Origin of the sequence: Nonomuraea harbinensis (assembly GCF_019396385.1) — a bacterium.
Classification (GTDB): domain Bacteria; phylum Actinomycetota; class Actinomycetes; order Streptosporangiales; family Streptosporangiaceae; genus Nonomuraea; species Nonomuraea ferruginea.
The window spans coordinates 39,562-57,405 of record NZ_JAHKRN010000016.1; the positions used below are offsets into that span (position 1 = coordinate 39,562).

14 protein-coding genes are annotated in these 17,844 nt (G+C 70.6%); 6 read left to right on the top strand and 8 right to left on the bottom strand.

Annotated elements, in window-relative coordinates:
• Positions 1 to 4: 4 nt before the first annotated feature.
• From KME79_RS18420 to wecB, 3 genes are all read right to left on the bottom strand, one after another.
• Positions 5 to 415, bottom strand: coding sequence for a DUF302 domain-containing protein (locus KME79_RS18420; RefSeq protein WP_219545479.1), 411 nt, complete (start codon positions 413 to 415; stop codon positions 5 to 7).
• Between the two features lie 59 nt (positions 416 to 474).
• Positions 475 to 2,511, bottom strand: coding sequence for a glycosyltransferase family protein (locus tag KME79_RS18425; protein WP_148036212.1), 2,037 nt, complete (start codon positions 2,509 to 2,511; stop codon positions 475 to 477).
• A gap of 65 nt (positions 2,512 to 2,576) precedes the next feature.
• Positions 2,577 to 3,707 carry a non-hydrolyzing UDP-N-acetylglucosamine 2-epimerase gene (gene wecB / locus KME79_RS18430; RefSeq protein WP_219545480.1) on the bottom strand — a complete coding sequence of 377 codons (1,131 nt, stop codon included), beginning with the start codon at positions 3,705 to 3,707 and terminating at the stop codon, positions 2,577 to 2,579.
• A gap of 103 nt (positions 3,708 to 3,810) precedes the next feature.
• Between wecB and KME79_RS18435 the strand changes: the two genes are divergently transcribed.
• The 6 genes from KME79_RS18435 to hisC all read left to right on the top strand — a co-directional run bounded on the left by KME79_RS18435 (position 3,811) and on the right by hisC (position 11,551).
• The gene (locus KME79_RS18435; RefSeq protein WP_308248967.1) at positions 3,811 to 5,448 is read left to right on the top strand and encodes a glycosyltransferase family 4 protein; all 1,638 of its coding nucleotides are present in this window, start codon (positions 3,811 to 3,813) and stop codon (positions 5,446 to 5,448) included.
• Between the two features lie 130 nt (positions 5,449 to 5,578).
• Positions 5,579 to 6,826 (top strand): nucleotide sugar dehydrogenase, encoded by a 1,248-nt coding sequence (locus KME79_RS18440; RefSeq protein WP_281429411.1) that lies wholly within the window; start codon positions 5,579 to 5,581, stop codon positions 6,824 to 6,826.
• 18 nt (positions 6,827 to 6,844) lie between these two features.
• Positions 6,845 to 7,936: a glycosyltransferase gene (locus tag KME79_RS18445; RefSeq protein WP_148036216.1), complete on the top strand. Its 1,092-nt coding sequence runs from the start codon at positions 6,845 to 6,847 to the stop codon at positions 7,934 to 7,936.
• Between the two features lie 10 nt (positions 7,937 to 7,946).
• Entirely contained in the window at positions 7,947 to 9,740 is a 1,794-nt protein-coding gene (locus tag KME79_RS18450) for a DUF4434 domain-containing protein (protein WP_219545482.1), read from the top strand.
• Between the two features lie 38 nt (positions 9,741 to 9,778).
• A complete protein-coding gene (locus KME79_RS18455) occupies positions 9,779 to 10,444 on the top strand; it encodes an NUDIX hydrolase (RefSeq protein ID WP_148036218.1) in 666 nt (221 codons plus the stop codon).
• Positions 10,445 to 10,489: 45 nt separating this feature from the next.
• Positions 10,490 to 11,551 (top strand): histidinol-phosphate transaminase, encoded by a 1,062-nt coding sequence (gene hisC / locus KME79_RS18460; RefSeq protein WP_219545483.1) that lies wholly within the window; start codon positions 10,490 to 10,492, stop codon positions 11,549 to 11,551.
• Here the strand turns inward: hisC and KME79_RS18465 are convergent.
• The 5 genes from KME79_RS18465 to purD form a co-directional block, all read right to left on the bottom strand.
• Positions 11,538 to 12,485: an EamA family transporter gene (locus KME79_RS18465; protein ID WP_219545484.1), complete on the bottom strand. Its 948-nt coding sequence runs from the start codon at positions 12,483 to 12,485 to the stop codon at positions 11,538 to 11,540. The genes hisC and KME79_RS18465 overlap by 14 nt on opposite strands.
• A gap of 273 nt (positions 12,486 to 12,758) precedes the next feature.
• The gene (locus KME79_RS18470; RefSeq protein WP_219545485.1) at positions 12,759 to 14,048 is read right to left on the bottom strand and encodes a GTP cyclohydrolase IIa; all 1,290 of its coding nucleotides are present in this window, start codon (positions 14,046 to 14,048) and stop codon (positions 12,759 to 12,761) included.
• Between the two features lie 201 nt (positions 14,049 to 14,249).
• Positions 14,250 to 15,515 (bottom strand): UDP-N-acetylglucosamine 1-carboxyvinyltransferase, encoded by a 1,266-nt coding sequence (murA, locus tag KME79_RS18475; RefSeq protein ID WP_148036222.1) that lies wholly within the window; start codon positions 15,513 to 15,515, stop codon positions 14,250 to 14,252.
• Positions 15,516 to 15,593: 78 nt separating this feature from the next.
• Positions 15,594 to 16,430 carry a phosphoribosylaminoimidazolesuccinocarboxamide synthase gene (locus KME79_RS18480; RefSeq protein WP_219545486.1) on the bottom strand — a complete coding sequence of 279 codons (837 nt, stop codon included), beginning with the start codon at positions 16,428 to 16,430 and terminating at the stop codon, positions 15,594 to 15,596.
• A complete protein-coding gene (purD, locus tag KME79_RS18485) occupies positions 16,427 to 17,641 on the bottom strand; it encodes a phosphoribosylamine--glycine ligase (protein ID WP_148036224.1) in 1,215 nt (404 codons plus the stop codon). Before purD ends, KME79_RS18480 begins: the two co-directional genes overlap by 4 nt.
• Between the last annotated feature and the right edge of the window lie 203 nt (positions 17,642 to 17,844).

A 17,844-nucleotide genomic window follows, 5' to 3' on the forward strand; every position in this document is an offset into this window, starting at 1 on the left:
CCGCCTACGCGCGCGCGGAGGCCGCCGTCCGCCGGCAGATCTGCTCGGTCGCCTCCTCCAGGGTCCGCGCGGCGGCGGCGCCCTCCCGCTCGACGCCGTGGCGGCGCACCAGCCAGTCGGCGGTGTTGTACGTCAGCCGCACGGCGTCCCCGTCCTGCCACACGAGGATCTTGGACGGCAGGTCGATGGCCGCGGTGCGGCGTTCGACGATCAGGTCGGTGCCGACGGTGGGCTCGCCGAAGAGCACCAGCGTGGTCGGGGGCAGCTCCCTGCCGGCCCGCACCGCGTTCTCCGTGTGGTCCACCCGCGCGAACACGTGGTAGCCGGCCGCGGTCACCGCCGCGCACACGTCGTCGACCGTCTTGTCGAACGCCTCGTGACCGCTGATCGTCACCAGGCCGCAATCGTCCCTCATCGCGCCACCATAGGCACGGCTCCCCGCCGGGTGCACGGCACGGCGCCCGCAACACGCCGTCAGATCAGCACGTGGTCATCAGGACGGCCGACGAAGGAGAACTGGGCGTTCCTGGTCAGCTTGATGTGGTCGGCCTGCCAGGTGTGCATCGCCGAGTCGGCGCTGCGCCAGTAGACGAAGTTGAACCGGTCCGCCGAGTAGATCTTGACCCCGTCCTCCTTGAGGCGGCGGACCAGGTGGGTGTCCTCGCCCCGGGTCAGGTCGGGGAAGCGGTAGGTGCGGAACATGTCCGCCTTGCCGAGGAACGTCCCGCCCTGCACCAGGAACGAGTAGCGGTGCTCCAGGCCCGGCAGGCGCAGCATGGTGGTGTTGGAGCCCTCGAAGAACGAGTAGTGGGCGCCCTTGCCGACCAGCTCCGCCTCGGTGTAGTCGAAGGCGCGCTGCAGGTCCGACAGGTAGTGCTCGCCGTAGAGGTTGTCGTCGTCCATTTTGGCGATCAGCTCGCCCTCGGCGGCGTCGATGCCCAGGTTCATGCAGGCGCCCAGCGACAGCCCCGGGTCGGCCGGGAGCACGGTCACGTCCGTGATGCCCGCCATGCGAGCCTTGTCGGCCACCACGACCGGGTCGATGTCCAGGCCGTGCAGCACCATGATCAACTGCACCGGCCGGTGGATCTGCTTGGCCACCGACGAGATCGCGTGCTCGATCTGGGCGGCGCGGTTGGTCGGCAGCACCACCGAGATCGACCGTGACCGCGGCGTCGCCGGGCGGCCGAGCAGCTGGAGTATCTGGTCCACGCGGTGGGTGAACAGGTGCTTGTCGAACACCTCGCGCATCGCCAGATGCCCCTGCCGGGCGCGCAGCTCGGGGCTGTTGATCAGGTGCAGCACCTGGTTGTACGACTCGATCGGCTCGCGGGCGATCGGGATCAGGTCACCGAACGTCTCCTCGACGGCCCGCGACCAGCCCGACACCACCGGGGTGGCGCAGGCCGACAGCTCGAACACGCGGCGGGCGCACATGGTCGGCGAGTCGAGCACCGAGTTGACGTTCAGGAAGACCTTGTACATCCGGTACGCGGCGAGCATCTGGTCGTAGGGCAGCTCGCCCACGATGTGCGGGCGGTACTTCTCCGGCCAGGCGTACTTCTCGTCCACCTCGCCGTTGCGGGCGAAGATGTGCAGGCCCAGCTCGCGCACCGGGTCGAGCACGGTCTCCATCTGCTCGCGGCGCTCGGGGTGCTTGTCGCGGAAGTACATGCCGGCGAAGACCACGTCGTGCAGCCGGCCCTCCCGCTGCTGGACCGGGTTGTGCACGCGCGGCTGGGCGGCGAACTGGAGCACGTCCACCCGGTCGTGGCCCAGAATTTCGCGATATTTCGGCAACATGTCACCGTCGCAGGTGAACACGTAGTCGAACAGCTTGGCCGTGTCGATGAAGAAGTCGAAGTTCGGCGGGTCCTCCTTGTTCCAGAAGACCGTCGGGATGCCCGCCGCCCTGCACCAGGAGACCAGGTCGCGCAGCGGCTCCTTGGGCGCGTTGGTGCCGGTCATCTGGTAGCGCCAGCGGCCCTGGTTGCCGTGCCAGGCCGACTCGCAGAACAGCAGGTCGGGCCGCTTCTCCGCGAAGATCTCCGGCCAGTCCTTGAGCCCGAACTCGATCTGGTCCCACTCGTAGCGGAAGGCCATCCTGGAGAAGTCGTCCAGGATGACCGCCACCTTCAGGTCGGGACGGTTCACCGGCCCCGCCGGCCACTTGACCGCCGGCACCTTGACCTCGGGCGCCCTGTGGTTCGCGAGCTCGATGGCCTCGTTGACCGGCATCGGCGCCTTCGGCGCGCGGTCCCTGGACCTGACGGCCTCCAGCATCTTGCCGGGGCTCCTGGACCCGATGGCCTCGCCCAGCTTGAAGGTCCGCTTGGCCTGGGTGGCCTCCAGCTTCCAGGCGGCGTAGGCGGCCTTGGCCTCCGCGATCTCCAGCCGGCGGCGCAGCTCCCTGATCTCCGCCTCGTGGCGCTCGACGACCTTGCGCTCCTCGGGCAGCCAGTTCACCGGTCCGAGGCGCTGGAACGTGGGCTCTTCAGGGGTTTCGGCCATGGGGCATCGCCTAACGCTGGTGCGGGGTATGTCATAGTACGGCGAGATCCGTACGAAAAGTGGGGTTACTCGGAACGCGCCCCCTGGGCGGCGGGGGAGAGGTTGTCCCCCTTCAGCCACGCGGAGATCACCCGGGCGATGCGCGGCCCGGCGGCGCCGTCCCACAGCGGGGGAAGCTCGCCGGAGGGCGTGACCGCCCCGTCGGCCAGCGCCTTCTCCGCCGCCGCGGGCAGCAGGGCGGGCGTGACCAGCCGGTTCGTGCCGTGGGTGATCGTGACCGGGCGCTCGGTGTTGGGCCGCACGGTCAGGCAGGGCACGCCCAGCATGGTGGTCTCCTCCTGCACGCCCCCGGAGTCGGTGACGACCAGCGCGGCGCCCCGGACGAGTGAGAGAAAGTCCACATAGCCCAGCGGGTCGACCACGCGCACCGAGGGGCCGTCGACCAGCCCGGCCTCGGCCAGGCGGGTGCGGCCACGCGGGTGGATCGGCACCACGAGCGGGATCTGGCGGGCCACGTCGAGCACCGCCGAGACCAGCTCGCGCGCCGCCTCCGGGGTGTCCACGTTGGCCGGGCGGTGCAGCGTCGCGACCGCGTACCGCTCAGGCAGGCCCAGCCGGGCCACCACCGGGGCCGGGTCGAGCGACGGCAGCGCGGAGAACAGGCTGTCGATCATCGGGTTGCCCACCAGGTGCACCTTGGAGGCGGGCACGCCCTCGGCCGCCAGGTGGGAGAGCGCGTCGGGCGAGGTGGCGAAGAGCAGGTCGGACAGCGAGTCGGTGACGACCCGGTTGACCTCCTCCGGCATGGACCGGTCGAACGAGCGCAGCCCGGCCTCCACGTGCGCGGTCTTGATGCCGAGCTTGGCGCAGACGAGGATCGCGGCCAGCGTCGAGTTCACGTCGCCGTAGACGACCACCAGGTCCGGGTCGTGCTCCTGGAAGGTGTCCTCCAGGCCGACGAGCAGGGCCGCCGTCTGCCTGGCGTGGCTGCCGGAGCCCACCCCCAGGTTCGCCACCGGGTCGGGCAGGCCGAGGTCCGCGAAGAACACGTCCGACATCAGCGCGTCGTAGTGCTGGCCGGTGTGGATGATGCCCTGCCGCACGCCGAGTTCGCCGAGCGCGCGCACCACCGGGGCCGCCTTCACGAAGTTGGGCCGGGCTCCCAGAACGTGCAGCACCAGGACGTTGTCCCCCATGACCTCGCCTTTCATAGCGGAAGGGAAAAAACGCTGCCTATGGTACGGTCACCGCGTGGCATCCGACGCCAGTCCTCAAGACTCCTCGAAAAGTTCCGCTGGGGTGTCCGCGAAGTCCGCCCGTGCCGGCGTCGGTGGGCTTCTGAAGGGCTTCATCCAGCATCCGATCATCGTCTCCCGCGTGGTCGTGACCAAGGTCAGGGCAGACCCGGTCCGGGCCGCCCAGGCGGCCGCCGACGCGATGCCGCCGCGCCTGCGGCCCGTCATCGGCAAGGTGGCCTGGCCCGCCGCGCGCCGCGCCCGCCGCGTCGTCCGCAAGCTGGGCATGCGCATGATCAGGGCGCCGTGGGACGAAGCCAAGGAACACTGGGACTCCGGTCGCGTCAGCATGGCCGCCGAGGTGCTCGAACCCTTCACCAAATACCCGTTCGTCAAGCGCAGGGCCGCCTACTACCGCGGCGAGCTGGAGGCGATCAGCCCCGACCCGATCCCGCCGGGCCCCAAGGTGGCCATCCTGGAGCGGGTCGCCGGGCGCGTGGTCCACCTGATCACGAACTCGCTCCCGTACACCCAGGCCGGCTACACGGTCAGGACCCACCGCATCGTCACCTCCCAGAAGGCCGCGGGGCTCGACCCGCACGTGGTCACCAGCTGGGGCTTCCCCATGCTCCAGGGCCACGCGGACGCGGCGCCGTACGAGGAGCTGGACGGCGTCCCCTACTACCGGATGCTGCCCGACGGGCGCGGCGAGGTGCCGTTCGAGATGCGCGGCCGCATGATCAAGGGCGCCGACGCGGTCACCAAGCTCGTCACCCAGCTCCGCCCGCAGGTGCTGCACGCCGCCACCGACCACCGCAACGGCTCGGTCGCGCACGCCGTGCGCGACCGCACGGGCACCCCGTTCGTGTACGAGGTACGCGGGTTCCTGGAGGAGACCTGGGCCTCGCGCGACCCGAAACGGGTGGGCAGCCAGCGCCACGTGCTCCAGCGCGAACGCGAGGCGTTCCTGATGCGGGAGGCCGACGCGGTCGTCACGCTGGCCGAGACCATGGCCAACGAGATCGTCGAGCGCGGCGTCCCCCGCGAGAGGATCCACCTGGCGCCCAACGCGGTCGACGACTCGCTGCTCACCGCCCAGTACGACGGGGCCTCGTTCCGTCGCGAGATGGGCATCGAGGATCGCGAGATCGTGGTCGGCTCGGTCTCGAGCATCGTGGCGTACGAGGGCTTCGCCACCCTGCTGCGGGCCGCGGCGCTCCTGCGTGACCAGGGCAACCCGGTGCGGGTGCTCATCGTCGGCGACGGCGCCGAGCGCGAGAACCTGCTGGAGCTCGTGACCGAGCTGGGGCTGTCCGACGCGATCCTGCCCGGCCGGGTGGGGCCGGAGGAGGCCCTGCAGGCGCAGGACGCCATCGACATCTTCGTCTGCCCGCGCGAGGACCTGCGGGTGACCAGGCTCGTCACGCCGCTCAAGCCGGTCGAGGCGATGGCGCTGGGCAAGCCGGTCGTGCTGAGCGACCTGCCGGCGCTGTCGGAGCTGGTCGGCAGCGACGGCGCGGGCATGCTCGTGCCCGCCGGCGACCCGGGCGAGTTCGCCAAGGCGCTGGGCGCGCTCGCCGACGATCCCGCCAAGCGGGCCGAGATGGGCGAGGCGGGCCGTGCGGAAGTGGCCGCGAAGCGCACGTGGAGCCGCGTTGCCGAGACTTATCAAGCCCTGTACAGGAGCCTTGCGGAAAGATGACCTTCTCTTGGGCTGTCTGTTCTGATCGGTTCCGTCGCATTAGGCGTGAGCTAGGTGGACTTGAGATAACCTTTGCGACCATGAAGTGTTGTATCCGGCTCTCTAAGGCACAGCTGTGACAGAAATCGACTTGGCTGTCATCGGCCTCGGCTACGTCGGCATGCCCCTCGCCAAAGAGGCGGTGGCCGCCGGGCTGAAGGTCGTCGGCCTCGACGTCGACCCCCGCAAGGTCGACGCTCTGAAGGCCGGGCAGTCCTACATCGATGACCTGACCGACGCCGATCTCGACCACATGCTGGCCAACGGGTTCACCGCCACGCTGGACGAGACGGTCCTGGCCGAGTGCAGCACGATCGTCATCTGCGTGCCCACGCCGCTGGACGAGGACCACAGGCCCGACCTGTCCGCGGTCGAGGGCGCCAGCAAGACCGTGGCCCGCAACATGGGCAAGGACACGCTCGTCGTGCTCGAGTCGACGACCTGGCCGGGCACCACCGACGAGCTGGTCCGCCCGCTCCTCGAGTCCTCGGGGCTGACCGCCGGCGTCGACTTCCACCTGGCCTTCTCGCCGGAGCGCATCGACCCCGGCAACCCCAAGTACGGCCTGCGCAACACCCCCAAGGTCGTCGGCGGCTACACGCCCGCCTGCCGCGACCGGGCCACCGCCTTCTATGGACGCTTCGTCGAGCAGGTCGTGCCGGTCAGCAGCACCCGCGAGGCGGAGATGGCCAAGCTGCTGGAGAACACCTACCGGCACGTCAACATCGCTCTCGTCAACGAGATGGCGATCTTCTGCGACGAGCTCGGCGTGGACCTCTGGGAGGCCATCGAGGCGGCCGCCACCAAGCCGTTCGGGTTCCACAAGTTCCTGCCCGGCCCCGGCGTCGGCGGCCACTGCATACCGGTCGATCCCTCGTACCTCTCCTACACGGTCCGCAAGCTCGGCTACCCGTTCAGGTTCGTCGAACTGGCCCAGGAGATCAACGAGCGGATGCCGTCCTACGTGGTGGCCCGTGTGCAACGTCTGCTCAACAGACACAAAAAGGCGGTGAACGGCGCCAGAGTCGTTATGCTCGGCGTCACCTACAAGCCGGACATCGCCGACGAACGCGAGACCCCGGCCCTGCCCGTGGCGCGTGCGCTGCTGGAGCTGGGCGCCGATCTCACGTTCGCCGACCCGCACGTCAAGGAGTGGTCAGTGGACGGCACGCCCGTGCGGCGTGAGGAAGATCTGGCCGAGGCCGTCGCCGATGCCGACGTGACGGTGCTGCTGCAACAGCACGCCGCGTTCGACCTGGGGATGGTCGAGGCGAAGGCCAGGCTCGTGCTCGACACCCGCGGTGTGCTCACCGAGGGTGAACGCGTCGAGCGGCTGTAGCGACCGGAGGCAACGCGCGTGCACGTGCTCGTCATGACGGTGGTGCATAACCCCGAGGACGCGAGGATCCTGCACCGGCAGATCCGCGCCCTGGTGGATGCCGGTCATGAGGTCACGTACGCCGCCTCCTACACCGCCCACGGAGTCGTCCCCCGTCCCTGGGTGACCGGCGTCGACCTGCCCAGAGCGGTGCAGCGTAAGCGGATCTCCGCCATGTGGGCCGCGCGCAGGCTGTTCAAGCGCATGCGCGACAAGGTCGACCTGGCCCTCATCCACGACCCCGAGCTGCTGTTCGCCGTCTGGGGGATGCGCAACCGGCCGCCCGTCGTGTGGGACGTGCACGAGGACACCCCGGCCACCCTCTCGCTCAAGCCGTGGCTGCCGTCTCTGCTGCGCCCGCCCGTACGGTTCCTCGCCCGGATGCTGGAGAGCATCGCCGAGCGCAACCTGCACCTGCTGCTGGCCGAGACCGCGTACGCGGGCCGGTTCAAGCACGCCCACCTGATCGTGCCCAACGAGACCTGGGTGCCCGACTCGGTCACCCCGCCGGGCGACGACCGGATCGTCTACCTGGGCTGGCTGTCCAGGGCCCGCGGCGTGTTCGAGGCGATCGAGGTGGCCCGGCTGCTCCAGCCGTACCGGGTGGCCGTCGAGCTGATCGGCTACGCCGACCCGCAGAGCCGCCTGGTGCTCAACAAGGCCGTGCACGACGGCGTGCTGGAGTGGCGCGACTTCATGCCGAACGACGAGGCGCTCAAGCGGCTCGACGGCGCGCTGGCCGGTCTGTCGCTGCTGCACGACGAGCCGAACTACCGCCACTCCATGCCCACCAAGATCATCGAGTACATGGCCCACGGCATCCCCGTCATCACCACCCCCTCACCCCGCGCCGTCGAGCTGGTCGACCGCTACGAGAGCGGCGTCGTGGTGCCGTGGGAGGACCCGAAGGCGGTGGCCCAGGCCGTACTGACCCTCAGGGACGACGTGCGCGAGCGCCGTGCCCAGGGCGCGCGCGGCTACGCCGCCGCCCGCGCCAACCACCACTGGCCCAACTCGGCCAAGCGATTCGTCGCCCAGCTCGAAGCTTGGGCCGGGGTGAAGCGGCGGTAGGGTTCCCAACGTGCGCTGGCTCTTCGTCCTCCTGGGGGCAGCGATCCTGGCCGCGATCGCGGCGGTGGTCGTCGTCCTGCCCGTCGGCGACGACGAACCCCTCCAGTCCGCCACCCCGCAGGCCGAGGCCTCGCCGACGCGCGTCCAGCCGACGCCGATGGTCAGCGAGTTCACCGACCCCTGTGGAACGTTCGAGACCCGGGAGAAGGCGCCCTACGCCGTCACCGGCTACTGGATCACCCCCACGTCCAACCCGTGCACCTGGCGCAGCCAGCTCCAGGAGATCCACCGCGTCGGCGGCGACACGGTCATCAGGATCGGCTACGGCCTGCAGTTCCGCACCGTCGACCGCAAGGGACGCGTCAAGACCCGCGACGGCGAGGTCGACTCCCTCTACAAGGCGTGCGAGGAGGACGGCGTCACCTGCTACGAGTCCGCCGAGCGGGACCTCAAGGAGGCGCACCCCGACAACCGCATCGGGCGCGTGTACGTCTACCGCACCGACGAGTCGTTCGGTGACGGCCTGTTCCGGTGTCAGCCCATGGAACGCTCGATCGACGGCGGCAAGCGCACCTACTTCCGCCTCATCGCCCCGCCGGACGGCTCCGACGACCCGACCTGCGACTTCTCCAAGGGCTCCACGTACGATCTGATCCTCATCGCCGGCTCGCCGGAAGACAGCCTGACCAAGCTGCTCGACCTCGGCGACCAGTTCGGCGTGCAGGTCTTCCCCGCGCTGCCGCTGGCGCCGCGCGACCCCGCCAGCCCGATCAGGGCCAACCGCAAGCACATCGGCACCCTCACCACGGTCACCCGCCGCATCCTCCAGGACTACGGCGCGCGCTTCGCCGAGCGGCAGTCGCTCGGCGGCGTCTATCAGCCGTTCGAGGTGCAGATGGCCGACACGCTGGCCGACAACCCCACCCTTGAGGTGTACGCCGACCAGCACCGCATCGTCCGCCAGGAGCTTCCGGGCAAGCCCATCCTGATCAGCCCCTACCTGGACGCCCGCAAGCGCGTCGCCTTCGGCCAGACCCCCGCGCAGGTCGCCGAGGGCTTCAAGGCGCTGGCCCGGACCGGCGTCGGCATCATCGCCCCGCAGGACAGCCGCGGCACCGGCAAGGTCGGCCTCTACTGGCCCGACGAGCGCGGCGACGAGGTGGACGAGCGGCTGCGCCCCGTCGTCGGCGAGACCACCTACAAGACCGCCTACCACGGCTCCACCCGCGACTACTACCGCGAGATGGCGGCGGCCCGCGAGGAGATGATCGAGGGCGGCCACGACGTGCAGCTCTGGGCCAACGTCGAAGCCTTCGAGCCGTCGGGCGACGAGCCCTGCGCGGCCCACGGCACCCGCGGCAAGACCGACAAGAAACGGCTCGACCAGGCCGTGGCCATGGCGGGCCGCTACGTCCAGAAGATCGTCTCGTACATGTGGAGCGACTTCATGACCTGCGGGTCGCCGTCGGTGGAGTCGGAGATCATGCGCGACTGGCAGCGGCCGATCGCGGTCGACGCCATCCGCCGCGCCCGCGCACCCGAGGACGGGGTGGAGGTGCGCGGCTACAACCTGAAGGACGGCACCGTCACCGTCGAGTGGTCGGGCGGCACGGCCGACCTGGTCGTCTCCGAGGTGGGCTGGCTGGACGAGGACCCTCTGGACGAGCTGCCCGAGCACATGCAGACGGCCTGGGTGCCCTTCGACTGGAGCCGGGTGCCGTCCGGGGAGTGGGTCCGCATCAAGGTCAAGATCCCTTCCGGGCAGTCGACCAGCGAGCCTCTGCACGTCCGCATCGACACCTGACGGTCACCAGGTCGTGCGGCAGCGTGTAACGTGCCTGCATGGTCCCGCGCATTCCGGTCAGCGTCGACCTGGTCGTGCTCACGGTCCGTAACCACGCGCTCAGCGCGCTCACCTGGCGTCGCGACAACCCGCCCTTCCTGCGCCGCTGGTCGCTCTCCGGCGGGTTCATCCAGCTCGACGAGGACCTTCCGGCGGCCGCCCAGCGCATCCTGTCGGAGCGCGCCGGCCTCCCCGGCGCCCCCGTCCACCTGGAGCAGCTCCAGACCTACGGCTACCCCGACCGCGACCCCCGCCAGCGCGTGCTCAGCGTCGCCTACCTCGGCATCGCCCCCGACCTGCCGGCCTCGGAGAAGGCCCACATGAGCTGGCAGCCCGTCGAATCCCTCGCCGTCATGGCCTTCGACCACCGCCGCATCATGCTCGACGGGGTCGAGCGGGCCAGGGCCAAGCTCGAATACACCTCGCTGGGGGCCGCCTTCTGCCCGCCGGAGTTCACGGTGGCCGACCTGCGGAGGGTGTACGAGATCGTCTGGGGCCGCACGCTCGACCCGCGCAACTTCCACCGCAAGGTCACCAAGGCGGAGGGCTTCCTCGTGGAGACGGGCGCCACCACGACCCGCGACGGCGGCCGCCCCGCCAAGCTCTACCGCCGCGGCCCCGCCGAGCTCCTGCACCCCCCGATGCTCCGCTCGCTCAAGGAATGACCAGGGCCGGTGATGCCCTGGCGAGGGCTGGCCTATCGTATGGACATGCCTCGTTTCCGCCCGATCCTCGACACCATGCCGGCCTACAAGCCGGGCAAGGCCGTCATGACGCCCGACGGCCGGTCCTACAAGCTGTCGTCCAACGAGTCGCCCTACGAGCCGTTGCCGTCCGTCGTGGAGGCCATCGCCGAGGGGGCGCGGCTGATCCACCGCTATCCCGATCCGGGGGCGGTCAAGCTGACCGAGGCGATCGCGGAGCGGTTCGGGGTGCCGGCGGAGCACATCGCGCTGGGCGCGGGGTCCGTGACGGTGGCGCAGCAGCTGTTCGAGAGCGTCGGCGACCCGGGCGCCGAGGTGGTCTACGCGTGGCGGTCGTTCGAGGCCTATCCGCTCCTCGCCGACCTGGCCGGGGTGACGTCCGTACGGGTGCCGCTGGCCGGGGAGGACCACGACCTGGACGCCATGGCCGAGGCGATCAACGACCGGACGCGCATGGTGTTCGTGTGCAACCCCAACAACCCGACCGGCACCTCGATCCGCGAGCGTGAGCTGGTGGCGTTCCTGGACCGGGTGCCGGAGCACGTGCTGGTGGTGCTCGACGAGGCCTATCGTGAGTACGTCCGCGACGAGTCGGTACCCGACGGCCTCACTCTCTACCGCGACCGGCCGAACGTCTGCGTGCTGCGCACGTTCTCCAAGGCGTACGGGCTCGCGGGGCTGCGCGTCGGCTACGTGGTCGGGCAGGAGCCGGTCGCGGCCGCCGTGCGCAAGACGATCATCCCGTTCGCGGTCAACCAGCTCGCCCAGGTGGCGGCCATCGCGTCGCTGGCGGCGGAGGACGAGCTGCTGGAGCGGGTGGAGCGGGTGGTCAAGGAGCGCACCCGGGTCCGCGAGGCGCTCATCGCCCAGGGCTGGGAGGTGCCGCCGACGGAGGCCAACTTCGTCTGGCTGCGGCTGGGCGAGCGCACCATGGACTTCGCCGCGGCCTGCGCCGCCGAGGGCGTCGCGGTGCGGCCGTTCGCGGGGGAGGGCGCCCGGGTCTCCATCGGCGACCCGGAGGCCAACGACGCCTTCCTGACCGCCGCTGCCGCCTTCATGAAGGCGTAGACACCGCCGCGGCCGGCTCGGGGGCCTTCTTGGGGCGTCGCCGCTCCGTCGACACGACCAGGGCGACGCCCACCAGGATCACCAGCCCGCCCAGCAGGATCTGCACGGTCACCTGCTCCTGCAACACCAGCACGCCGAGGATCACCGCCACGATCGGGTTCACGTACGCGTACGTCGACACCAGCGAGATCGGCGCGTTGCCCAGCAGCCACGTGTAGGCGGTGAACCCGACCAGCGAGCCGATCACGATCAGATACGCGAGCGCGGCCCAGGAGCGGCCGGAGACGAGCGCGGGGTCGAGCCGCTCGCCCGCCACGGCGCCGACGGCGACCATGCCGAGGCCTCCGGCGACCATCTCGACGGTGCTGGCCGCGAACGTGTTGGCGGGCATCGCGATCCGTCCCGACAGGAACGAGCCGACGGACCAGGACGCGGAGGCGAGCAGGATGACCGCGATCCCGGTGGCGCTGCCGCTCGCCCCGCCGCCGCTGAGCGACACGGCCGCCACCCCGGCGAACCCGACCAGCACCCCGGCCAGCGTGAGCACCATCGGCCTGTCGCGTACCGCGATCCTGAACACGACCAGCCAGAGCGGCACGGACGCCACGAGCAGCGCGGCGAGGCCGCTGGAGATGTGCTGCTCGGCGACGGCCACCATGCCGTTGCCGCCCGTCAGCAGCAGGAGCCCGACCAGCGCCGCGCTGCCGAACTGGCGGCGCGTCATCCGGAAGACGGCGCGGCCCTTCCTGATCGCCAGGAACGCGCCCAGCAGCAGCGCCGCGGAGAGGAAGCGGATGGCGCCGCTGAACATGGGCGGCATCGTCTCGATGACGATGGCGATGCCGAGGTAGGTGGAACCCCAGACCACGTAGACGATGCCCAGCGCCGTCCACACGGCGAGCGAGACCCGCCGGTCAGGTGTGTCAGCTGTCATGACTCATGACGATAGTCCTCGCCGCCGACAGAGCGCATGCGGGTATCAGACGTTGAGATGTGGGAACCCCCGGGCTTCGGCCCGGACGGGTGATGGTCGGCGGGGCGCCCCCAGAACGGTTGGCGCCCCCGTCCGAATCCCATCGATCGGGGGCGACGAAATTCATACCCGTCTCTCCACGCCCCAACCGCGAATCAACGGGAAGTCAACAGTCCCAAGAGGACGGCCCGCCGCCGGAGGGGGGAAGGAAGGGCGGCGGGCCTGTTCAGGGGGTCAGCGGGGGCCCAGCTTCTCCACGATCAGACGGTAGAGCTGGCGCGGCCGGCCCGGCTGCGGCGTGCGGTTGGGCGGCAACGGCCACGCGAGTCCCTCGTCAACCAGCGTGCGCAGCAGCCGCCGCGCCGTACGCGGCGTCACCCCCAGCATCTTGCCCGCGCCCTCCGCGTCCACCACGGTGTCGCCGCCCTCCAGCTTGGCGGCCAGCCGCGACAGCACCTCCACGCCCTTGGGCTTGAGCGCGGCCGCGCCGGTCGGCGGCATCCGCGGGGCCGGGATGAGCGCCCGGCCCTCCCGGTCGACCGCGAACCCCTGCGCCTGCTTGCCCGCCTGCGTGCGCGCCAGCGCGGCCCGTGCGTGCGACTCGGCGTCGTGGGTGGTGCGACCCATGCCCACACCCACCTCGACCGCCAGCCCCAGCTCGTCGCGGATCCTGGCGGCGAACGGCAGCACCCTGAACCCGTCGGTGGCCGTCGCGACCGAGCCTCTGGTGGCGGTCACCAGATAGCTGTGGTCGTCGATCGGCCAGACGGTGGCGTTGATCCGGTTGGCCTCCTGGACCAGCAGCCGGTGCAGCGACAGCCGCAGCTCGTCGCGCCAGTAGCGGGGCGCCGCCCGGCGCACCGGCTCGCGCAGCGTCGGCACCTCCACCAGCACGACCGTGAGCTGTGACTCCTCCAGCCGGTGGTGCGCGCCGAGCAGCGCCGCGGTGTGCAGCGCCGTGCGGATGGCCGCCGACGTCGGCCTGATCCTGATGACCGGCACCCCCGCCGCCTGCAGGCGTTCGGCCACGGCGGGAAGGCACGTCAGCGCCCCCGTGGTCGTGCCCTGGCGGGACAGCCGTTCGTGGAAGGCGGCGATCGTGCCGGTGGCGCCCGGCTCGTCGCGGCTGTGCACGTCCGCCGCCGGGATGCCGAGGTCGGTGTACGCCTCCTCGACATCGGCCCGGCTGACCACATCGACGCTCACCCGCTGCGGGTCCACCCGCGTGTCCAGTGCCGCCTTCGCCAGTGCCGCGATCAACGCCGCCCCGCCGACCTGCACGTACGTGGCGGGCATCGTCAGCACGCCGGAACGCCTGGCCAGGTCGTAGGGCACCGGGCTGGCGAACAGACAGGCGTCGACGCCGGGACCGAGCCGTGTCACCTTGTCGGGCGCTTCCTGCTCGTCGCGATAGGCGGCGGCCACCAGGCGGCAGGGAAGCGGCGCTGCGGCGTGACCCATCAACATGACCCGCTCCACCAGGTCATGAGGTCCGACCACGCCAATGGTGAGATCCGGTGTCATAGCGCCCGGGCGTGACACTCGGGAAGTTTCTTCCGCCCTCTCGACCAATGTTCGTCCCATCCTGCGATCCGTTGCAGTGCTCTCTTTTGGAACGATCGCTCGCGGGGGCCGTAATGTCACGCCCGACTTTTCCGGAAAGACGTTCTGGTTGACCGCCCGAGAAGATGTATCAGCAGCTCAACGGGGTTTTTCCAGCCGTTATCAACGCTCAGAAATCTCTCGTGTAATGTCCGCGCCGAGAGCTCGCATTCGGGGCGCGAGATGTGCGTGACCGCGATCGATGAGGTATCCGGAGTCGATGACGGTCTCGCCATTGGCGGCCAGTCCGGCGAGCACCAGCGCTATACCCGAACGCAGATCGTGAGCGGTTACGCCGGCTCCGGTGAGCGGGGTCGCGCCGCGCACGATCGCCCGGCTGCCGTCGACCTCCACGTTGGCGCCCATCTTGTTGAGCTCGCCCGCCAGCGCGAAGCGGCCGTCGAAGATGCGCTCGTGGATGTAGCTGGTGCCGCCGGCCAGCGCGGCCACCGTCATCATCGGCGACTGGAGGTCGGTGGCGAAGCCGGGATAGGTGTCGGTGATGATGTTGATCGGCCGCAGCGGCCCGTCGCACCGCACCTGCAGCACCGCGCCCTGCCGGGCGAAGTCGACGCCCATCTGCTCCAGCTTGTAGCGCACCACCCCCAGGTCGAGGCCGGTGCCGACGAGGCTCACCTCGCCCTGCGTGATGGCCGCGGCCATGGCGAACACGCCCGCGTCGAGCCGGTCGGGCATCACCGTGTGCTCGACGGCGTGCAGCTCCTCGACGCCCTCGACGGTGATGAAGCCGGTGCCGCCGCCGCTGATCCGCGCGCCCATCTTGGTGAGCATGTCGATCACGTCGAGGACCTCCGGCTCCAGCGCCGCGTTCTCGATGACCGTGGTGCCCTTGGCCAGGGCGGCGGCCATGATGAGGTTCTCGGTGCCGGTGTGGGAGGGGGTGTCGAGGTAGAGCGTGGCGCCGGTCAGCCCGGACGCCTTGACGTGGATCACCGTCTCGCCCTCGTCGACCACCGCGCCCAGGCGCTTGTAGCCCAGGTAGTGGAAGTCGAGGTTGCGGCTGCCGAGGTTGCAGCCGCCGACGCCTTCCACGATCGCCTCGCCCAGCCGGTGGAGCAGGGCGGGGGTGAAGAGCACCGAGCCGCGGAACCGGCGGGCGATCTCGGCGGGCAGCACCGGGCTGGTCAGCCGGGAGGCGTCGATGACGAGCGTGCGCTCGGACTCGTGCAGCTCGACGTACGCGCCCACGGCCTCGGCCAGCTCGACGGCGCGGCGCACGTCCTCGATGATCGGTACGTTGCGCAGGACGGTGCGGCCTTCGGCCGTGAGCAGAGCCGCACCGATCATCGGCAGCACGGCGTTCTTGGCGCCCTGGATGAAAGCGGTTCCACGCAGGGGGTTGCCACCGCGCACGCGGTAACGGACCATTCGGGCGGCTCCTTGAGAGTTCAGCGTGAGGCTAGGCCCGGCCAACAGTAGCCGGTAACACCACTTGACCCGGCCGAATCATCCTGTAAAGGCAACCCCGGTGATGCGCTCATACGCTTCTCGGTATCGATCGCGGGTGCGCTCGACCACGACATCGGGCAGCCGCGGTGGTGGAGTTCCGGAATCTTTGTCCCATCCCGATTCCGGCGAAGTAAGCCAATCGCGGACATATTGCTTGTCATAGGACGGTTGCGACCGGCCCGGCTCCCACTGGTCGGCCGGCCAGAACCGCGACGAATCGGGCGTCAGCACCTCGTCGCCCAGCGTCAGCACGCCGTCGGCGTCGTAGCCCAGCTCGATCTTGGTGTCGGCGACGATGATGCCGCGCTCGCGGGCGATCTCCGCCCCCCGCGCGTAGACCGCGAGCGTGATGCGGCGCAGCTCCGCCGCGGTCTCCTCGCCCACCTCCGCGACCACCCGCTCGTACGGGATCGGCTCGTCGTGCTGACCCGCGGGCGCCTTCGTGGACGGCGTGAAGATCGGCTCGGGCAGCCGCGACCCGTCCACGAGGCCCGGCGGCAGCGGGATGCCCGACACCGCGCCGGTGGCGCGGTATTCGCTGAGCCCGCCACCCGTCAGGTAGCCCCTGGCCACGCACTCGATCTGCACCATCTTCAGCGGCTTCACCAGCACGCTGCGCGTGTCGGGCCCCGCGGACACCACATGGTTGGGCACCACGTCACGCAACTGGTCGAACCACCACAGCGACAGCTGGGTGAGGATGGCGCCCTTGCCGGGGATCTCGGACTCCAGCACGTGGTCGAAGGCCGAGATCCGGTCGGAGGCGACCATCAGCAACGTCCCCTCGCCGGTCTCGTAGAGGTCGCGGACCTTGCCGGAGTGGAGGTGTCTCATCCGGCGATGTCCGTCCGGTAGTGGGCGCCGCGCATGCGGATCCGCTCGACCAGCTCGTAGGCGTTGCGGCGGGCGGTCTCCTGGTCGGGGCCCGTGCCGACGACGTTGAGCACCCGGCCGCCCGCCGAGACCAGCTCGCCGTCCTTCAGCGCCGTGCCGGCGTGGATCACGTACGCGTCGTCCGTCGGCTCCAGCCCGGTGATCGCGTCGCCCTTGACCGGGGCGGCCGGATAGCCCTCGGCCGCGAGCACCACGGTCACCGCCGCGCCCGGCCTGAACACCGGGTCGAGCCCCAGTTCGCCGGTCGCGCACGCCATCAGCAGCCCGCCCAGCGGCGTCTCCAGCCGGTCGAGCAGGACCTGCGTCTCCGGGTCGCCGAACCGGGCGTTGAACTCCACCACCTTCGGGCCCTTGGCGGTCAGCGCCAGCCCCACGTAGAGCACCCCCTGGTAGGGCAGCCCGCGCCGGCCCAGCTCCGCGATCGTCGGGTGCACGACCTCGCGCATCACCTGCTCGGTCAGCCCTTCGGGAAGCCACGGCAGCGGCGTGTAGGCGCCCATGCCGCCCGTGTTGGGGCCCGCGTCGCCGTCGTAGGCGCGCTTGAAGTCCTGGGCCGGCTGGAACGGCACCGCCGTGCTCCCGTCGCAGAGCGCGAAGAGCGACACCTCGGGCCCGTCGAGGAACTCCTCGATCACCACCCGCCCGCACGCCCGCCCGTGGCGCAGCGCCTCCTCCAGGTCGCCGGTGACCACGACGCCCTTGCCGGCGGCCAGGCCGTCGTCCTTGACCACGTACGGGGCGCCGAACTCGGCGCACGCCGCCGCGGCCTCGTCGGGGCTGTCGCACACCCGCGCCTCGGCCGTCGGCACCCCGGCGGCCAGCATGACCTCCTTGGCGAAGGCCTTGGAGCCCTCGATCATCGCCGCCTGCCTGGACGGGCCGAAGCAGGCGATGCCGGCCTCCCGCACGGCGTCGGCGACCCCGGCGACCAGCGGCGCCTCCGGGCCCACGACCACCAGATCCACGCCCAGCCGCTTCGCCAGCCCGGCGACCGCCTCCGGGTCGACGGGATCGACGGCGTGCAGCTCGGCGACCTGCCCGATGCCCGGGTTGCCGGGCGCGCAGTGCACCTCGGTGACCTGCGGATCCAGCCTGAGCGAACGGCAGAGGGCGTGCTCCCGCCCTCCGGAACCAATAACGAGTACGCGCACCCGCCCATTCTCGCAGCCCCGGCGCCCCGCGCCCCCCTCAGCCCCTCGGGGGCTGGATTGGAAGGCTGCGGCGGGGGCAGAAGCAAGCTGCCGGGACATGCCAGAAGGGTCCCGGCTTCTTCGGCAGCTTCTACCGGATCCGGCGGCCGTCAGGCTAGTACAGTCAGGTGCGTTCCCCGCCCCGTGGTAAATTAGGGCGGCTT

Bases quoted from the DNA above. Each gene is read 5' to 3' on its own strand.
- KME79_RS18420 (WP_219545479.1), bottom strand. From the start codon at position 415: ATGAGGGACGATTGCGGCCTGGTGACGATCAGCGGTCACGAGGCGTTC.
- KME79_RS18425 (WP_148036212.1), bottom strand. From the start codon at position 2,511: ATGGCCGAAACCCCTGAAGAGCCCACGTTCCAGCGCCTCGGACCGGTG.
- wecB (WP_219545480.1), bottom strand. From the start codon at position 3,707: ATGGGGGACAACGTCCTGGTGCTGCACGTTCTGGGAGCCCGGCCCAAC.
- KME79_RS18455 (WP_148036218.1), top strand. From the start codon at position 9,779: ATGGTCCCGCGCATTCCGGTCAGCGTCGACCTGGTCGTGCTCACGGTC.
- hisC (WP_219545483.1), top strand. From the start codon at position 10,490: ATGCCTCGTTTCCGCCCGATCCTCGACACCATGCCGGCCTACAAGCCG.
- KME79_RS18465 (WP_219545484.1), bottom strand. From the start codon at position 12,485: ATGACAGCTGACACACCTGACCGGCGGGTCTCGCTCGCCGTGTGGACG.
- KME79_RS18470 (WP_219545485.1), bottom strand. From the start codon at position 14,048: ATGACACCGGATCTCACCATTGGCGTGGTCGGACCTCATGACCTGGTG.
- murA (WP_148036222.1), bottom strand. From the start codon at position 15,515: ATGGTCCGTTACCGCGTGCGCGGTGGCAACCCCCTGCGTGGAACCGCT.
- KME79_RS18480 (WP_219545486.1), bottom strand. From the start codon at position 16,430: ATGAGACACCTCCACTCCGGCAAGGTCCGCGACCTCTACGAGACCGGC.